12 protein-coding genes are annotated in these 18,027 nt (G+C 68.3%); 6 read left to right on the top strand and 6 right to left on the bottom strand.

The features are described 5' to 3' along the window. Positions 1-6 precede the first annotated feature (6 nt). The 5 genes from C8E99_RS01115 to C8E99_RS01095 form a co-directional block, all read right to left on the bottom strand. Entirely contained in the window at positions 7-1,083 is a 1,077-nt protein-coding gene (locus C8E99_RS01115) for an AAA family ATPase (protein WP_115930725.1), read from the bottom strand. A 95-nt stretch (positions 1,084-1,178) separates the two neighbouring features. Next, the gene (locus C8E99_RS01110; protein WP_245952015.1) at positions 1,179-7,382 is read right to left on the bottom strand and encodes an Ig-like domain-containing protein; all 6,204 of its coding nucleotides are present in this window, start codon (positions 7,380-7,382) and stop codon (positions 1,179-1,181) included. Between the two features lie 160 nt (positions 7,383-7,542). Beyond that, positions 7,543-8,685, bottom strand: a complete 1,143-nt coding sequence (locus tag C8E99_RS01105) for an adenylate/guanylate cyclase domain-containing protein (protein WP_115933115.1) — start codon at positions 8,683-8,685, stop codon at positions 7,543-7,545. A gap of 172 nt (positions 8,686-8,857) precedes the next feature. After that, positions 8,858-9,421 carry a PH domain-containing protein gene (locus C8E99_RS01100; protein ID WP_147301151.1) on the bottom strand — a complete coding sequence of 188 codons (564 nt, stop codon included), beginning with the start codon at positions 9,419-9,421 and terminating at the stop codon, positions 8,858-8,860. 100 nt (positions 9,422-9,521) lie between these two features. After that, entirely contained in the window at positions 9,522-10,328 is an 807-nt protein-coding gene (locus tag C8E99_RS01095; protein ID WP_115930723.1) for a biotin--[acetyl-CoA-carboxylase] ligase, read from the bottom strand. 195 nt (positions 10,329-10,523) lie between these two features. Between C8E99_RS01095 and C8E99_RS01090 the strand changes: the two genes are divergently transcribed. Genes C8E99_RS01090 through C8E99_RS01080 form a run of 3 tightly spaced genes read left to right on the top strand, consistent with a single transcriptional unit; the run spans position 10,524 to position 13,089 of the window. Then, positions 10,524-12,110, top strand: coding sequence for an acyl-CoA carboxylase subunit beta (locus tag C8E99_RS01090; RefSeq protein WP_245952013.1), 1,587 nt, complete (start codon positions 10,524-10,526; stop codon positions 12,108-12,110). Continuing rightward, a complete protein-coding gene (locus C8E99_RS01085) occupies positions 12,107-12,436 on the top strand; it encodes an acyl-CoA carboxylase subunit epsilon (protein ID WP_115930721.1) in 330 nt (109 codons plus the stop codon). Before C8E99_RS01090 ends, C8E99_RS01085 begins: the two co-directional genes overlap by 4 nt. A gap of 29 nt (positions 12,437-12,465) precedes the next feature. Continuing rightward, positions 12,466-13,089, top strand: coding sequence for a GyrI-like domain-containing protein (locus tag C8E99_RS01080; protein ID WP_115930720.1), 624 nt, complete (start codon positions 12,466-12,468; stop codon positions 13,087-13,089). Between the two features lie 7 nt (positions 13,090-13,096). Here the strand turns inward: C8E99_RS01080 and C8E99_RS01075 are convergent, their stop codons facing one another. Then, the gene (locus tag C8E99_RS01075; protein ID WP_115930719.1) at positions 13,097-13,861 is read right to left on the bottom strand and encodes a VldE C-terminal domain-containing protein; all 765 of its coding nucleotides are present in this window, start codon (positions 13,859-13,861) and stop codon (positions 13,097-13,099) included. A gap of 293 nt (positions 13,862-14,154) precedes the next feature. Here C8E99_RS01075 and C8E99_RS01070 point away from each other — a divergent pair, with 293 nt between their 5' ends. The 3 genes from C8E99_RS01070 (at position 14,155) to C8E99_RS01060 (ending at position 18,026) form a co-directional block, all read left to right on the top strand. Then, positions 14,155-15,879, top strand: a complete 1,725-nt coding sequence (locus C8E99_RS01070; protein WP_115930718.1) for a DUF885 domain-containing protein — start codon at positions 14,155-14,157, stop codon at positions 15,877-15,879. Next, on the top strand, positions 15,876-16,610 hold the full coding sequence (locus C8E99_RS01065; RefSeq protein ID WP_115930717.1) for a Maf family protein: 735 nt from the start codon (positions 15,876-15,878) through the stop codon (positions 16,608-16,610). The genes C8E99_RS01070 and C8E99_RS01065 overlap by 4 nt, the downstream gene beginning before the upstream one ends. A 138-nt stretch (positions 16,611-16,748) precedes the next feature. Beyond that, entirely contained in the window at positions 16,749-18,026 is a 1,278-nt protein-coding gene (locus C8E99_RS01060) for an MFS transporter (protein WP_115930716.1), read from the top strand. Position 18,027: the final 1 nt, after the last annotated feature.

The following is an 18,027-nucleotide window of genomic DNA, read 5'->3' as shown; positions in this document are numbered from 1 at the left end:
GGCCTCTCAGGCGCCGGTGGTGGACGAGCCACCGCGGTGCACGGTGTCCTCGTTCGCCTCGACGGCGGCAGAACCGGCAGCCGGACCGGTCGCCATGGCGGCCGCCGGTTCGGGGGCCTCGGACCGATGCTGCGGGGCACCGACGGTGGCCAAGACGCGCGTCAAGACGGCCTGGGGCGTGGCACCGGCGAACTCGGCCTCCGGGTCCAGCACCAGTCGGTGGGTCCACACGTGCGGGGCGAGGTCCTTGACGTCATCCGGCAGCACGTAGTTGCGACCATGGGAGGCGGCACGCACCTTGGCGGCACGCACCATGGCCATGGCCCCGCGCACGGAGACGCCCAGCCGGGTCTCGTCCGCCAGTCGAGTCTCCTCGGTCAGCTCGGCGATGTAGTTCAGCACAGCCCCATCCACGTGCACCGTGGTGGCCAGCTCCGTCATGTCCTGGATGGCCTGGGTGGTGATGATCGGGGTCAGGGCGCCGGAGCGGTCCTTCGTGGCGGCACCGGAGAGCAGCTCCACGGTGGACTTGCGGTCCGGGTAGCCGATCGAGGTCTTGATCAGGAAGCGGTCCAGCTGGGCCTCGGGGAGCTTGTAGGTACCTGCCTGCTCGATGGGGTTCTGGGTGGCGATCACCATGAAAGGACGCTCGTTGGTGTACGTGACGCCGTCCACGGTCACCCGTGCCTCCTCCATGACCTCGAGGAGGGCCGACTGCGTCTTCGGCGAGGCGCGGTTGATCTCATCGGCCAGCACGATGTTCGCGAAGATCGGCCCCTGGTGGAACTCGAACTCTTGCGACTTCTGGTCGTAGATGGTCACACCCGTGACGTCGGAGGGCAGCAGGTCCGGTGTGAACTGAATGCGCGAGTGGGTGCCCTTGACCGTGGCGGCCAGCGAGCGGGCGAGCATGGTCTTGCCGGTGCCCGGGGCATCCTCGAGCAGGACGTGGCCATCCGTGAGCATGGCCGTGAGGACCAGCGAGATGACATCTTCCTTGCCCAGGATGGCCTGGCCGATGTTGTCCGAGATCTTCTCGAACGTCCCGGCGAACCACTCGGCCTGTTCGGTGGTCATGGTCATGGGTGTTGCTCGCTTTCGTGGTGCGGGGTGGAGGCTGAAGGCGTGTTACAGGAGCGGACTAAGTACTGAGGGGCAGTGATTCGCCGGACGGTGTGTCACCAAGCGTTGATTCGCCCGGAATCGACAACATGGTTTCCATTGTGGTATATCCTCGCCCAGATCTTTACTCCAGATACCTGCCCGTGATAGCAACCAACGTCCTGCCTCGCAGTCCTACTCGACCCAACCGTGATCGTATGGTCGTACGTACCGAATCGGTGATCGCCACCCTGATCTGACCAGCAATGCACGGTGTATGTCGCCGGGTTGATGTCTTTGAGCTCCACGTTCAGGTTGTAACAACTGATATTGCAATCACCCTTGCTGACGGGAGCTCCTCGACGGACAGTCGCAGAGGGATTCGGCGGTGGCGGCGGGGCCGCGTTGGACGTCGCGCTCCCTGTCCAGGAGTTCGCCTCGCCCTCAGTCGGAGTGGCCGTCACCGTGATGGTGCGCTTCTCTGAGTAGCCGGCGCTCACGCTCTCCGAACCGTCATTCGGCGTGCCGCCGGAGCCGGAAATGGACACCGTCACGGTCACCGGCCGTCCATTGGCATAGGCCGACGCATTGGAGTTCCAGTTGAAATCGACCTTTCGCTCACCGCCGCTGGCCTTGATGTTCGAGGCGTCCTTGACCGGACCGTAAGCGCTCTCTTGGTTGGAGGCTCCGGACGGGTCCCCGGCGCCTGCGGCATTGAGCGCCCGGACCCTGACGGTCACGTTCTTGCCGTTGCTGCCCACGTTGATGGTGCTACCCGGCCCGCTGAGACCATTCCAGTTTCCACCGCTGACCTGGTATTGGTACCCGGTGATGGGTGAACCGTTGGCTGAGCCGGGTTTGAAGTCCACCTTGAGGGTGTTGTTCGAACCGGTCGCGCTGATGGCCGGTGTAGACGGTGCCTTCGGCCGGCCGTAGGGGGTGACCGCGGTGGAGCGCGGCGAGCCCTCGGATGCACCGACCCGATTTTCGGCCACCACCGCGAAGGAATACGAGGACGTGGTCTTCAGGCCGGTCACCTGCTGGGAGGTGCCGCTGATGTCCGAGGTGGTCTGCACCTGGGACCCGCCCTCGTAGACATACAGGGTGTAGTCCTTGATGGTCGCCCCGTTGCTGTTCGGCGCACTCCACCGCACGTTGGCCACACCGCCGTTAACGGCGGACTCGGCCCGGGAGGCGGTGGGTGCCAGCGGCTGCATGGGCACACCAGCCGGGGTGGTCGAGGAGGACCAGCCAGAGAACTCGCTGGGCCGGTCCGCATCGTTCACCGCCTGGATCCGGAACTGATAGGCGGTGCCGTTTGTCAGGCCCTCCCAGGTGGTAGAGGTGCCGGAGACCGACTTCTGCGTCACGCCGTTGGCCGGGGCCGGGGAGATCTCCACGGTGTAGGAGGTGATGGGAGAACCCCGGTTGACCGGGGCCGCCCACGTCAGGTCGATCTTCCTGTCACCGTCCGTGCCCGTCGGCGGTACCGGCTGCTCCGGTTCCACGTCAGGCCGGGCCGGTGCGGACGACACCGAGGGATCGGACTCACCGACCTCGTTCGTGGCCGTGACCGCGAAGGTGTACTCCTGGTTGTTCGTCAGTCCAGAGATCGTGCATGTGGTGGCCGCGCAATCCTGGTTCACGCCGTCGGCCGTGACGGTGTAACCGGTGATGGCCGCACCGTTGTTGGCCGGAGCATCCCAGGTCAGCACAACCTCGGAGTCGCCCACAGAGTCGACCCTCGGCACGCCGGGGGCCTCGGGCGCACCCTTGACGTTGAGTGAGATGGTGCCCTGGACCTGGCGGTCGGGATCCTCGGTCATGTCCTGCACGGTGTACTGCACGGTCATCTGACCCACGAGGTCCTCGTTCGGGGTGACCACCACATTGTCGCCGGAGATCTCGGCCTTACCCCGGGAGGGATCGCCCGAAGTGCTGACGATCTTGAGGTCGCCTTCCCCCTCGAACGGATTCACGTCGTTCGCCAGGACGGGAACGGTTTCAGCCCTCCCCTGGTGGGCGTCCGGCACGGTGTCCGGGTTCGCCACCGTCAGCGGGCGATCCGAGGCGTTGACCGTGAGGGTCACCTGGGCCGGCACGGGATCGGACTTGCCGTCCGTCACCGTCACCTGGACGGTGCCGCGGGTCCCCTTCGGGGTGTCTGCCCCGGCGCTGGCGGTGAGTACGGACCCCTCGAGGTTGACGTCCATGCCTTCGATGGAGGACTCCCCCAGCGCGAAGGTGAGATTCTCGGCATCATCAGGGTCAGGGTCGGACGCGGCCTGGGCCAGGTCGAGGGTCGCCGGATCGCCGCCGGCGGACACCTCCATGGTGTTGGACTGGAACAGCGGCGGGAGGTTCTCATCCGGGCGCGGCAGCACGCGGACCGGTTGGGTCACGACAGCTTTCAGGCCCTCGGCATCATCCGGTCCGGAGCCGTCCGTCACCTCGAAGGTCACGGACGCGGCGCCGGTGAAGTCCTCGGGCGCGGTGAAGACCAGGTCGGTGGCGGAACGCACCAGGCCACCCTCGGACTCCGGCGTCGAGGACACCTTGGACTCCTCGGTGAGGCGCGGCGACTTGCCGTCCCGGACCACCACGAGATCGTCCAGGTTCAGGGGCAGTTCCTCCCCGGCCATCACCTCGATCGGCGCGTCCGAGCGCAGCGTCGGGCGGGCCTCGCCGGCCCCGGGGACGATCACGAACGCGTAGGCGGACAGATCATCGGCATCCGTGAGCCGGTAGGTGATCACCTGCGGATTGGACTGCACGGGGACCACCAGTTGGTTGTCCTCCGTGAGGGTCACGCCCTCCGGATTCTCCGGCAGGTCCACGGTCAGGTCGTCCGGAGTGCCGTCCGGGTCCTCGTCGTTCTTCAGCAGGTCCACCGTGACCTCGTCCTGCTCCACGGTCTCTCGGAAGGAGACCCGGTCATCCCGGGCGATCGGCGCACGCAACGGTGCGTTCGGGTCCGACTCGACCGTCAGTGTTCCGGTGTCCTGACCACCACGGCCGTCCGTGATCGTATAGCGGACGGACGTGAAGCCGGCCTCGGGCGGCGAGGTCAGCAGGATCCGGCCGTCCACCAGGGCGGCGTCCGAGCCCTCGGTGGCCTCCAGGTTGTCCATGAACTTCAGCTCGTCCCCGTCCGCGTCCGTGTCATTGGACAGCACGTCCACGGCCACGGGGCGGTCCGGGCGCACCTGGATTGAGTCGTTGACGGCCACCGGTGGGGTGTTCTCCTGCGCCACGGGGGCGATGCCCACCATGATCGTCCCGGTGGAGCGGGCACCGAGGCGGTCCTCGACCACGTAAGTGAACACGTCCGTTCCAGTGGAGCCGGCCGTGGCCGTGTACTCAATGGAGTTGGCGGTGACCTTGGCGGACCCCTTGGTGGGGGGATTCTCCAGCTGCACCAGGGACACTGAGTCCCCATCCGGGTCGATCCCGTCCAGTGGAATCGGGATGGCCACGGTCTCACCCGAGAACACGCGGCCCTCCACCGTCTCCGGAGACGGCGGCGAGTTATTCTCCAGGTCCAGCGCGTTGATGTGGAACGTCACTCGGGCGGAGGCCTGCTGCCCGTCCGGCCCGGAGACGGTGTAGACGGCGGAGACCGTCTTGGCCTCCTCACCGGCACGGAACCGGATCTTGTTGTCCGAGACGGACATCAGGCCGTCGGCCTCATCGACGCCCTCGGCCAGTTCGGGCTCGAGGGTGAGTTCGGCGCCGTTGGGATGGACGTCGTTGTCCAGGACCGGCACGGTGACCACGTCTCCGGCCCGCACCACGGCGGTGTCCGGGTTGGGACGCGGCGGCTCCATGGACTCGGGGGCCGGGATCGGGATGACGGTGACTTCGCCCTTCGAGGCGGCCGTGCCGTTCGTGACGGTGTAGGTGAACGTGACCGGCTCGGTCAGTCCCTGCTGATCGGTGACGCGCAGGACGGCATTGCGTTCCACGGAGACGTTGAATGGCGCGTCCTCCGGCACGTCCACCTGCTGGGCCACCAGCACGCCGCCCTCGGGGTCGGAGTCGTTGCCGAGGATGTTGACCAGCACCTCGCCGTTGGCCGGCAATAGCGCCACGTCACGCACGGCCACCGGCGCACCGGTGTTCTTGTCCGGGTCCTTGACGTCCACCCGGATCAGTCCCGGGGCGGAGGCCGGCCCGTTGGTGGCGACGTACTTCAGGTAGAAGGTCTTCTCCTGGTCCGAGCGGAAGGACACGGTGCCCGTGTCACTGTTCATGTCCACGTCCGCACCGGAGATCGGGTCCACGTGGGCCAGGCGCAGCTCGGTGCCGGTCGGGTCGAAGTCGTTCTCCAGGGGTGAGAAGGTGGCCTCCTCCCCCACGTTGACGGTCACGTGGTCCGTGGCGGTGATCGGCGGGGCCGAGCCCTTGGGCAGCACCTCGATGACCACGCGGCCGGTCTCCGACTCGCGGCGATCGGAGACGGTGATCTCCAGCTCCTTGGTGCCGTCGGTCTTGCCGACGTCCTCGAAGGTCAGCACGCCGTCTGGCCGGACGCGCACCACGTCACCGTCCTCGGAGACGGCGCCCATCAGTTGCAGGTCGTCCCCGTCCGGGTCCTTCCAGTCCGTCAGGATGTTCTGGGAGACCTCGGTGCCGGCCTGGACGCGCAGGGTGGTCACCCGCTCTTGGACGGGCTTGCTGTTCTCCTCTTCCGGGACCACGCGCACGGTGGCCTGGGCCTGGTCGGTGCCCCCGCGCCCGTCGTCCGCGGTGTAGGTGAAGGCGGACGAACCGCTCGCGTCCTCCGGAACCACCATCTGGAAGCCTGTGCCGTCGTAGATCTCCTGCAGGGTGCCGGTCTCGGGTTGGTCCCCGGCCAGTTCCGCGGTCAGCAGGTCGCCGTCCGGGTCCACGTCGTTGAACAGCACCGGCAGGGCGGTGGTGCGCCCGGCACGGACGCCGAAGGTGTCATCCTCGGCGACCGGCTTCTGGTTCTCCTCCTGGCGGTCCGGCAGTTCGATGGAGTCGGTGATCTCGTCCGACTCCTCTTCCTCCTGCTCGCCCTCGCCCTTCGGCGGTTCCAGGTCCGCCCAGTTGTTGACGATCTTCATGCCGTCCGCCACGAGCCAGGTGTTGCCTTGCGCGATGTCGTTGAGCACCACCACGTCCCGGTTGACGCGGAACTCCATCTGGGCCTCGGCCGGCATCTCGGGGATCTGTTCGGTGGTGTCCTGGGAATCATCGTCGCAGTCGCGCTGGTACAGGCCGGAGCCCTGCCAGGCCGCGTGCGTGCAGGTCCCCACGCGCACCGGCTGGATCGGGGCGCCGGTGGTCTCCACGGTGGTGTAATGCGTTTCCCCGCCGTCCAGCGGCACGGTCGCGGTCTTGTTGGCGAGCGCGACGACGGCCCCGGCCGCCTCCGGTCCCGGCGCCTGGAGCTTTCCCTCGGCGGGATCGACGACGCTGGAGGCCTCGCCCTCAGAGGTCACCAGGGTGCCGGTGGCCGCATCGAAGACGACGCCCGTCTCCCCGACGGCCGAGATCTGTGGCTCGGCCATCCCGGCGAGCCCGTCGATCTCCGTGGAGGAGATCTCCCGGAAGCCGGCCGGGTCGCCGTCGTTGGCTTCGGGATTGCCCGATGCGCCGTCAGAGTCCGTCTCGTCCGCCGGGGCTTCGCCGTCCCCGACGGCCTCGGTCGAGCTGCCCTGATTGGACTGGTCGCGGAGCTCCTCGTCCGTCAGCGGGCGGAAGCCCTTGATGAGGTTGGCGTCCAGGTCGGCCACCCACACCGTGTCGTCACGGCCCACGGCCGAGAGCACCCGGCCCTCGCCCTCGTAGAAGGGGTCCGCGGATTCGGAGGCGATGGCCCCGAGGTTCTGGGTGGTGGCTGCGTAGACCCGGCCCTGCTCCGCGTCCGAGACGGCCACGATCTTCTCGCCGTAGGAGAAGGAGGAATTGGCCGGGAGCATCGTCTCATCGGAGAGGACGAAGGCGGCGGGATCCACGGTGGTGGCGGCACCCATCTCGAGGTCCCGGAGGTAGACCTGGTCCGCATGCTGCGCCAGGTCGAACTCGGTCATGGTGGTGGCCACGCCGCCGTCGAGGGTCTGAGACTGGTAGTTGAGGTGGGCGACCTTGTTCTCCGCCGCGTTGACCACCCACACGCCACCGTCATTGAGGTCGACGTCTGCGGTCTGGAAGCCCGGATAGAGGATGGCGCCGGTCACGGCCACGGCGGAAACGCCCACGAACGCCGTCGCCTTCAACGCGCCTTGGCGCCCGGCGCCGAAACCTGTCCCCACGTTTTTGTCCCCCGATGGTGAAATCACGGTCCGTTCTGCGCGCCAACGGCACAGCGACCATTCAACGGGAGTCTAGCGGTTCAGCCGACGGCGCAAACCTGAAATGGCCCTGAGGGGATGGGTAGTTCTCCCCATGTGCTGCGGTTGCCTCCGGCAGAGGTCAATCGACCACAAGACCGTTACCGGTGCCTGGCATGAGGATCGACGGTCGGATCTCGCCGAACCCACGGACCATCCGCGGGGGTTGCGGGACCAGGACGAACCGATCGTCCGCCTCCAGTGCCATGGCCGTCATCGCGTCCACCAGGACAGTACCGGGGTCCGCGAGCGCGGTCAGCCGGGAGGCGAGGTTCACGGTGGGGCCGTAGATGTCCCCCAGCCGGGAGAGCACCCGGCCCCACACCACGGAGACGCGGGACGAGGGCAACACGGGATCGTCAGCCATGGCCTGCGCCAGCGCCAAACCGATCTGGGCTCCGGCCTCCGGCGTCTCGGCATTGAACAGCACCTCGTCACCGACCGTCTTGACCAGCCGGCCACCGCCGATCGAGATGATCTCGGCGCACTTGTTCTCGAAACGCTGCACCATCTGGGCCAGCGTGCGCTCGTTCATCTGCCGGGACAGGGAGGTGTAGGAGACCATGTCCGCGAAGCCCACCGCGCGGGCCAGCGGCAACGGGGCGTCGTCCTCAGACCCGTCCCGGCCCACGGCACTGGCCGCCAGCCCCGCCTCCACCCGGACGGTGAGGCGCTGCAATGCCGAGTTGAGCTGCCGCCGGTAGGAGTAGGCCATGACCTCTTCGAGCGGCTCGATGATCTCCGGCAGCATCCGGACCACCTCGCGGCGGGCCTGCGGGTCCGTCATGCCCTCGCTGATCTTGTTCTCCACGAGGGCCTCGATCTGCCACACGACCATGCGGTCCGTCATCTGGCCGATGGAGCGGGTCAGGGAGATGGCCGTCTCCTCGTTGAGGATGCCGCGCCGGACCAGGTCGATCATGGTACCGATCGCGTCGGTGTCCTGCTGGGTGAAGGCCCGGTCCTCGTCCTTGACATTCGGGAATCCCAGGGCGCGCCAGAGTTTGCGGGCCGAGATCAGGGAGACGCCGAGTTCACTGGCCATGTCCCGCCGGGTCATCGAGCGAGGCCCGCCCAGCAGGTCCTTCTCCAGGGTCGAGATCGCCTGGGTCCAGGTGGTGACCTCCTGCTCGTCCTCCAGGGCCAGCGCTGACGTCGCGGTGGTGTCCGGCGCCGGCTGCGGCCGGGCCTGGCGCTCGGCGTTCGGAGCGGGGACCTGTTCCATCTGCGCGGTCCGCCGCAGCGGGGCATCGGCGGGGCCATCTTCGAGCGCCTCGGCGGGACCGGAGGCCTCGGCCGCGGGTTGAACGCCTTCGGTCAGCAGGCCCAGATCACCGTGGTCATCCAGTGGCGTCAGTTCGGGCAGGTCGTCCCAGTCGTCCATCGGACCGGTGTACTCAGCCACGGTAGTCACCCCTCATCATTGGTCCTGGTGCCGGCCGCAGTGCCGGTCCTGGTGCCACCGGTGGGCCGGCCGTCCCGGCGTGGGCGGAGATCTCCTGGCGTAGGGCACCGACCTCCCGAAGGATCAGTTCCCGGAAGCGTGCCGCCTCGGGCATGTTCGCGAGCACCCACGAGCCGCCGGCTCCATGGTCCACCAGAAGGTCCCCGGAACGGGTCATCTTCTGCCCGCGGCGCTGGCGCAGACGGACGTCGTAGACGGAGAGCAGGTGCAGGGAGCGCTCCCTGCACTTGCCGATTCCGGCCCGTTGCAGGATGCGGCGCGTGGTGAGCAGCGTGCGGCGGTTGAACCAACGCCAGGCGGGGCGCAGGCAACCGAAGAGCAGGGCCACGGCGGCCAGGATCCAGGCCGCGACCACCAGCCAGCTGCGGGAATCCACCAGAACCTCCGCCAGGTCCGGCCGGGCGAGGAAGCCCTGCACATAGCCAGTGGCCAGGGCGATCAGCATGAGGCGCAGGACAGGCATGATCAGGGCTCGCGGATGCGAGCGGGTACGCACGCGTACCTGCTCACCGGGCGCCAGCCTCAGTCCCACGTCGGGCCGTCCTCTCCAGTAATCGTCGGGTTGCCTCGGACTACTGCGGTCCGGCTGCAGTCCATCAGCGGCGCAGGTGCACCACGTCAGCGGCGGAAACCTCCAGCAGGTCACCGCGCCGAGTGGTGCCGGGCACCGCTGTATCCATCTTCCCACGGTCGGCCGGCTCCACGAGGAGGGTTCCCCCGGGTCCCAGCGCCCTCGCGGTCCCCCTCAGCCGGGAACCGTCCGGCAGATGCACGGTCACTTCGGTGCCCAAGGTCGCCAGCTGGCCCACGACGCCGGCCGCGGCCGGGTGTGCTCCGTCCACCTCTCCGGGGTGATCACGGACCGCGCGCGTGAAGTCGTCCAGGCGCGCGGACAGCGCGTCCAGCACGGTGTCCAGCAGGTCCGGTGCCGAGGGCACGGTGCCCTCGGGCACCCACTCGGCGACCGACGTCGCCGTGGGGACCGGGGCCCCGCCGGGGCCGAAGTCCAGGTTCAGGCCGAGCCCCAGCACGATCCCGGACTGGTCCGGCAGCACGGAGGCGAGGATGCCGCAGAGCTTGCGGCCGTCCTCAACCAGCACGTCATTGGGCCATTTCACCTGGGCCGGGACTCCGAGGCTCCGCAGCTCTGCGCTGGTGGCGGCCGCTGCCACCAGCGTGACCCAGCTGAAGTGCTCCACGGGAAGTTCCGGGCGCAGCACCACGGAGACGGACAGGGCCGTGCCGGGAGGGGTGGTCCAGCCGCGCCCCCGGCGGCCCCGGCCCGACCGCTGGTCCAGGGTGGCCAGGGCAGACAGGTGCGGCCACCGGTCCGGTTGGGCCGTGGCTTGGGCGATGAGTTGTTCCTGCGTCGAGTCGGCCTGCTCCAGCCAGTTGATGGTCATGCTTCTAGGTATAGCGGGTCGTACTGGTCATTCGCTGGACCAATCCGGGGGCCACCGGCGGCAATCTTGTGCGGTTCCTACAAGAGGTGGAGGTCCTGACGTCACTAGACTGGGCCCTGGCCGTGATGTTCACGGGGCGTACCCCGAAACCACCGCCACACCGCTTGTATGAAAGTTCCAACCGACGGAGGACCTGTGACCGAACCGGATCTGACCACCACGGCCGGCAAGCTGCAGGACCTGGAGCGCCGCCGGGCCGAGGCCGCGCTGCCGTCCGGCCAGGCCGCCGTGGACAAGCAGCATGACCGGGGCAAGCACACCGCCCGCGAGCGCGTCGAGATGTTGCTGGATCCGGGATCGTTCATCGAGTTCGATGCCCTCGCGGTACACCGCACCACCGCCTTCGGCATGGAGAAGAAGAAGCCCATCGGGGACGGACTGGTCTCCGGCTACGGCACCGTCGACGGCCGCATGGTGGCTGTGTACGCCCAGGACTTCACGGTCTACGGCGGCTCCCTGAGCCAGGTCAACGGCGAGAAGATCGTCAAGGTCCAGGAGTTCGCCGCCCGGAACGGCTGCCCGGTGATCGGGATCAACGACGGCGGCGGGGCGCGGATCCAGGAGGGGGTTGCCTCCCTGGCGATGTTCGCGGATATCTTCCGCAACAACGTCATGTCCTCCGGCGTGATTCCGCAGATCACCCTCATCATGGGGCCCTCAGCCGGCGGCGCGGCCTACTCCCCCGCGCTGACCGACTTCATCATCATGGTGGACAAGACCTCCCACATGTTCATCACCGGCCCGGACGTGATCAAGACCGTCACGGGCGAGGACGTGGACATGGAGACCCTCGGCGGCGCCCGCCAGCACAACGCCTCCACCGGCACGGCCTCCTACCTGGCCGCCAACGAGGAGGACGCCCTCGAGTATGTTCGCGAACTGCTCGAGTTCCTCCCGTCCAACAACCTGGCCGAGGGGCCGGTGGAGCCGTTCGAGGAAGAGCTGGACGTCACCGCCAAGGACCTCGAGCTGGACACCCTGATCCCCGATTCGGCGAATCAGCCCTATGACATGCTCACCGTGATCGAGCACGTGGTGGATGACGCCCACTTCCTGCAGGTCCAGGAGCTCTATGCGCCCAACGTGATCTGCGGACTCGGCCGGGTCGAGGGGCATTCCGTGGGGATCGTGGCCAACCAGCCGATGCAGTTTGCCGGCACCCTGGACATCAATGCCTCGGAGAAGGCCGCCCGCTTCGTCCGGTTCTGCGATGCCTTCAACATCCCGATCATCACGTTCGTGGATGTCCCCGGGTTCCTGCCCGGCACGGACCAGGAGTTCTCCGGGATCATCCGCCGCGGCGCCAAGCTCATCTACGCCTACGCCGAGGCCACGGTGCCCAAGCTGACCGTCATCACCCGCAAGGCCTACGGCGGTGCCTACATCGTCATGGGGTCCAAGAAACTCGGCGCGGACCTCAACCTCGCCTGGCCGACCGCCCAGATCGGCGTGATGGGGGCCCAAGGAGCGGTCAACATCCTCTACCGCCGGGACCTCAAGGCCGTCGAGGAGTCCGGCGGCGATGTGGAGGCCAAACGCCAGGAGATCATCGAGGGCTACGAAGCGGAACTGCTCAACCCCTACCAGGCGGCCGACCGCGGTTACGTGGACGCCGTCATCACGCCGGCCGAGACACGGACGCAGATCGTGCGCGGCCTGCGGGCCACCTTCCACAAGCGCGAGTCCCGCCCCGCCAAGAAGCACGGGAACATCCCGCTGTGAGCGGCCGGGACACCCTCGACCACACTGAGAACCCCAACACCACTGCGACTGGGTCAACCCGGGAGGCCATGATGGACACGCAGCACCCCACCCCTGAGACCAGCCAGGCGCCGGAGCCGGCACTACTCGTCAAGGGCAACCTCGATGCCGAGGAGACGGCCGCCCTGACCGCGGTCATCCACGCCGTGGCCGCCCAGGCCGAACAGCACCGGCGTGAGGGTGCCGGACGCACCGACCGGGACCGCACCCTGGACCGCCGGCGCCGCCTCGGACTGTGGGCCCGCCCCGGCTCCGGCTCCTGGAAACACGCCGCCGGACAGCGCTGAGCGGTCTTCACCCCAAGTCCAGGTTCCCGATGAACGACAAGGTTGACTACAAGAAGAGCCTCGACGCCTACCAGGCGAAACGGCACCAGTTTCGGATCGTGGATGTGCCAGACACGAGGTATCTCATGATCGATGGCCACGGTGATCCGAACACCTCCCCTGCCTACGCCGAGGCACTCAGGGCGCTCTATCCGGTGGCCTACAAGCTCAAGTTCGCTAGCAAACGCGACCTCGGACGAGACTACGTGGTCATGCCTCTGGAGGGTCTGTGGTGGGCCGAGGATATGGACTCCTTCACCGCTTCACGAGACAAATCCCGTTGGGACTGGTCGATGATGATCATGGTCCCCGAGTGGACCGACCAACAGATGTTCGACACGGCCATCGAGCAGGCCGGAGCCAGGGATCGCCCAGACCGCCTGGGCGACGTCCGTCTGGAAACACTGTCCGAGGGACGTTGCGTACAGACATTGCACGTCGGCTCGTTCGATGACGAGGCCGAGGTGCTGGCACGGATGCACCACGAGTTCATCCCCGACAAGGGTCTCTGCATGGTCGGCAAGCACCACGAGATCTACCTCAGCGACCCGCGCAAGGTCGCTCCTGAGAAGCTGCGCACGATCCTGAGACAACCGGTCACCGCCGAGAGCTGACCATGCCTCAGTCGGTTCCGCCGCGCACCACGTCCACGTGCACGTGGTCGAGATGGCGCAGGATCTCGTTGCCCGGGTCGGATGCACGGTAGTCCTGCCACTGCCCGCGTGAGCTCCGGGCGCTCCAGACCCGGTCATCGAAGATGACGTACTGGATGTCCAGGTCTTGGGCATGGGCGACCAGCCAGTGGGCCAGCAACCATCCATCCCTCCGGTTCTCCTCGGACACCGGGCGAAAGAAGATGTCGATGGCCCGGCCCTCGTAGTGGGTGGACCCCTCCTGGTGCCCCTGATCCACGCCGCCCGGCGCGAACCCGCCCAGGCTCTGCTCGCCGAACACGTCGGTCATCGACTCCCTGACCAGCTCCGCGCGTGGCGTCAATCCGGTGGCGTTCGGCTGCTGCCCCGGAAGGTCTTCTCGCACCGACCCGCGGCAGCTCAGACTCGCACCGGCATCCTCGGGTGGCCCCTCGGCCAGACGCCGTACGACCAACGAGTCGAGGTCTGAGGTATCCGGGGCGGCCAACCCCCGCGCCGAGAGCGCCACAGCCGTGGTGGCCAGCTTCGCCTCCTCACGGTCGAGTCCGACCATCCCGTCCGCGGTGCTCACCGTGCACTCCGAGCTCCATGCCATCAGGCCACCGCCCGAACGCTGGCCAATGAACAGGCCGGCCCCGATGAGGATCATTGTTCCCGCGATCACTCCGAAGAGGACGAGGGTCAGGAACGGCCCTCGGCTGGGGCGACGGCGCTCTTGCGACTGCTCGGTCATGGCGAGGGACTTCTCCTTGTGGCGTCGAGAGCCATCACGCACCACGTCCGGGACTGTTTCGCCGGGTGCCTCAGCAAGCTCTACCGTCAACGCTACGCCCCCGCGTCGCAGCGAAGGAGGCACTGCCCATACCCCCCTCGGACGAACACGCGGCCCTCGTGATCCTGCCGAGCCATCGCGATCATCGTGATGACTCGGCAGGATCACCGTGGCTCAAGGGAGGGAGCCGGCCGGGGTGCAGAGTGGCCCGGCGACGTGGAAACCGTGACGTCGGAAACGGTTAGGGTGCTGCCATGAGCGAACCCACCGGTCACACCCCGCCGCACCAGCAGAACCCGCCCGGTCAGAACGGCCGGCCCCGCCAGCTCTCCGCGATCGATGCGCTGGCCAACCGCTACTTCGCCGACACCCTCGCTCTGCACCCCGAGGAGGCCACTGCGCTCGGCCACCCGGGTCACGAGACGGAGTACTCGGACTACTCCCCCGCCGGAACGGCCGCCCAGGACGAGCTGAATCGGACCCTCTTGGAGGACCTCGACTGCCTCACTCCCGCCGACGACGTGGACCGCGTCACCGCCGCCGCGCTGCACGAGCGGGTGGGGCTGGAACGCCGGATCCACGCCACCGGCCGCACCGAGCTGAACAACCTGGCCTCCCCGGCCCAGGAGATCCGCAACATCCTGGACCTGATGCCGATGGAGACCGAGCAGGATTGGGCCAACATCGCCGGCCGGCTGGCCAACCTGCCCGGTGCCCTGGCGGGATACGCCGAGTCCTTGCGGGCATCGCGCGACGCCGGCCAGGTCGCCGCCCAGCGCCAGGTCGACATCGTCATCGAGCAGGCGGAGGCCCACTCCGCCGCCGGGGGCTTCTTCCCGGGGCTGGTCGAGCGCGCGGCCGCGGCCGGCGTCGTGCCCTCCGCCCTGCTCACCGAGCTGGAGACCCAGGCGCGCAAGGCCGGGACCGCCTACCAGGGTCTGGCGGACTTCCTGACGTTGGAGGTGCGGGACAATGCGCCGGAACGGGACGCCGTCGGGCGGGACCTCTACGGGCTGTACTCGCAGGAGTTCCTGGGCGCCCAGATTGACTTGGAGGAGACGTACGCGTGGGGGCAGGAGGAGCTCGCGCGGATCATCGAGGCCCAGCAGGCCGACGCCGAACGGATCCAACCCGGCGCCACCATCGAGGAGGCCCGCGCAGTGTTGAACGCGGACCCGGCCCGCCGGTTGCAGGGCACCGACGCACTGCGGGGCTGGATGCAGGGCATCACCGACGCGGCGCTCGAGTCCATGACCCGTTACTTCGAGATCCCCGCACCGATGGACCGGGTCGAGTGCATGATCGCCCCTACTCAGGAGGGCGGCGTCTACTACACGGGCCCCTCGGACGACTTCTCCCGGCCCGGCCGTATGTGGTGGTCCGTGCCCGCCGGGGAGGACTCCTTCACCACGTGGCAGGAGACCACCACCGTCTTCCACGAGGGTGTGCCGGGCCACCACCTGCAGATCGGCACGGCCATGCTGGCCCGGGACGAGTTGAACGACTGGCGGCGCAACGGGCTGTGGACCTCCGGGCACGGCGAGGGCTGGGCCCTGTACGCCGAGAAGCTCATGGACGAGTTCGGCTTCCTCACGGATCCGGGTGACCACCTCGGCATGCTGGATGCCCAGCGGATGCGTGCCGCCCGTGTGGTGTTCGACATCGGCGTGCACTGCGGATTCGAGGCTCCGGCGTCCGAGGGCGGCGGCGTATGGACTCCGGAGCAGGGATTCGCGTTCTTGAACAAGCACCTCAACGATTCCCCCGGACAGATCCGGTTCGAATTCGTCCGGTACCTCGGCTGGCCGGGGCAGGCGCCCTCATACAAGATCGGTCAGCGCATCTGGGAGCAGATCCGCGCCGAACACGCCGACCGCGCCGCGGCCCAGGGCCGCGAGTTCGACCTCAAGGCCTTCCACACCCGGGCCCTGCGCCTGGGCTCCATGGGGCTGGACACTCTGCGCGAGGCGATGGCATGAGCGGCCAGACGGATGCGGGAGCGAACGCCCTGCCTGCCACCGAACAGACCGAACAGCAGGCCCACGACGGCGGCACACCGGTGCCGCGGCTGGTGCTGGCCTCGGCCTCGCCGGCCCGGGCTCGGATCCTCGAGGCCGCCGGCCTCCCCTTCGCCGTGGTGGTCTCGGATGTGGACGAGGACGCGATCGCTGCGGCCCATCCGCTGGCCAGTCCCGCCGAGACCGCCCAACTGCTGGCCCGGGCCAAGTCCGAGGACGTCGCCGGGCACCCCAAAGCGTCGGGCGCCCTGGTGATCGGCTGCGACTCGGTGTTCGAGCTGGACGGCGTGGCCTACGGCAAGCCCTGGGAACCCGAGGTCGCCATAGAGCGCTGGCGGGCGCAGTCCGGACGTACTGGAGAACTGCACACCGGCCACTGGGTCGTGGACAACCGTGACATCACCAGCCGTGATGACGGTGCCCCGCTCGCGCGGCCGGCGACCGGGGCGCTCTCGAGCGCCATGGTGAGGTTCGCCGACGTGGACGAGGAGGAGATCGCCGCGTACGTGGCCACGGGTGAGCCCCTGCAGTGCGCCGGGGCCTTCACGATCGATGGTCGCGGAGCAGCCTTCGTCACCGCGGTGGAGGGGGACCCGAATGCTGTGATCGGCCTGTCCGTCTCCACCCTGCGCAGTCTGTTGACGGAGTTCGGGGTGTCCCTGGCGTCCCTGTGGGAGGCCAGGAACGCCTGAGCCGCCGGTATGCCTGCTGGCGGTGTGCCTGTTCTCACACGCCCTGGGGCCCTTTTCGGGTGAGGCGGCCGAGTCCGCGGCGTTAGCGTGGGGAGGCCCGTGCGGAGTGATCCGCCGCCGTCCACCAGGAGAACTCCCATGGCCCCCACCCAGACCACCGAGGCGACTGCCGCCGCGTCCGGCCTGGCAACGCCCGAGGGCTCCGAGCGCCCCGGGCAGTCACCGGTTCCCGCGAGGACCGCGCGGCTGGCCATCTTCGCCCTGGCGATCGGCGCGTTCGGCATCGGCACGGCCGAGTTCGCCACCATGGGCCTGCTGCCGTACATCGCCGAGGGATTCGGCGCCACCATCACCGAGGCGAGCCACGCGGTGTCCCTCTACGCGATCGGCGTGGTCATCGGCGCACCGCTCATCGCCGCCCTGACCGCCCGGATGGAACGCCGGCTCCTGCTGCTGGTGCTGGCCGCTCTGTTCGTCATCGGCAGCATCGGTTCCACCCTGGCACCGTCGCTGCCGTTGATGCTGGTCTCCCGCTTCATCACCGGGCTGCCCCACGGGGCCTTCCTCGGCATCGGTGCCGTGGTCGCCTCCACGCTGGTGGCCCCACATCGCCGGGCCACCGCCATGGCGAGGGTCATCCTCGGGCTGACCGTGGCCAACATCGTGGGCGTGCCCGCGGCTGCCGCCCTGGGCGCCCAGTTCGGCTGGCGGACCGCCTACGGCATGGTCGCCCTGATCGGGATGCTCACGCTCGTGGCCGTGTTCGTCCTCGTCCCGCGCAGCAAGCCGGGGCTGGCGCCGTCCATCCGCGGGGAACTCCGCACGCTCAAGCGCCCCCAGGTCATCCTCACCCTCGTGGCAGGTTCCATCGGCTTCGGCGGGATGTTCGCCGTCTACACCTTCATTTCGCCGACGATGACCGACCTCACCGGGTTGCCCGAGTCCGCCGTGCCCTGGGTGCTCGTCTGCTACGGCGTCGGCATGACCCTCGGCTCACTCATCGCCGGACCACTCGTGGACCGCTCGATCGAGAAGTCCGCCCTGCTCGGCGTTGCCAGTCTGGGGCTGGTCCTGTTGGTCTTCGCCGCGCTGGCGCACGTCCCCGCCATTGCCATCGCCTGTGTGCTGCTGCTCGGAGTCGCCGGATCCCTCTTCACCACCGCCCTGCAGGTGCGCCTGCTGCGCGAGAGCGGCGATGCCCCTTCGGTCAGCGCGGCCATGAACCATGCCGCGTTCAACTTCGCCAACGCCCTGGGCGCCTTCCTCGGTGCCGTGGTGGTGGACGCCGGGCTCGGGTACCGCTCGCCGGCGTTGCTCGGCACCGTCCTGACCGTGGTGGGCCTTGCCGTCATGATCGTGGCGGTAGTGACGCGCCGCCGCGCTCAGACCGGGGCCGCGCTGTCACCTGTGCAATAGC

Origin of the sequence: Citricoccus muralis, assembly GCF_003386075.1 — a bacterium.
Lineage (GTDB): Bacteria > Actinomycetota > Actinomycetes > Actinomycetales > Micrococcaceae > Citricoccus > Citricoccus muralis.
Note: the sequence above shows the minus strand (reverse complement) of the source record. Positions and strands in the feature narration are given on the sequence as shown.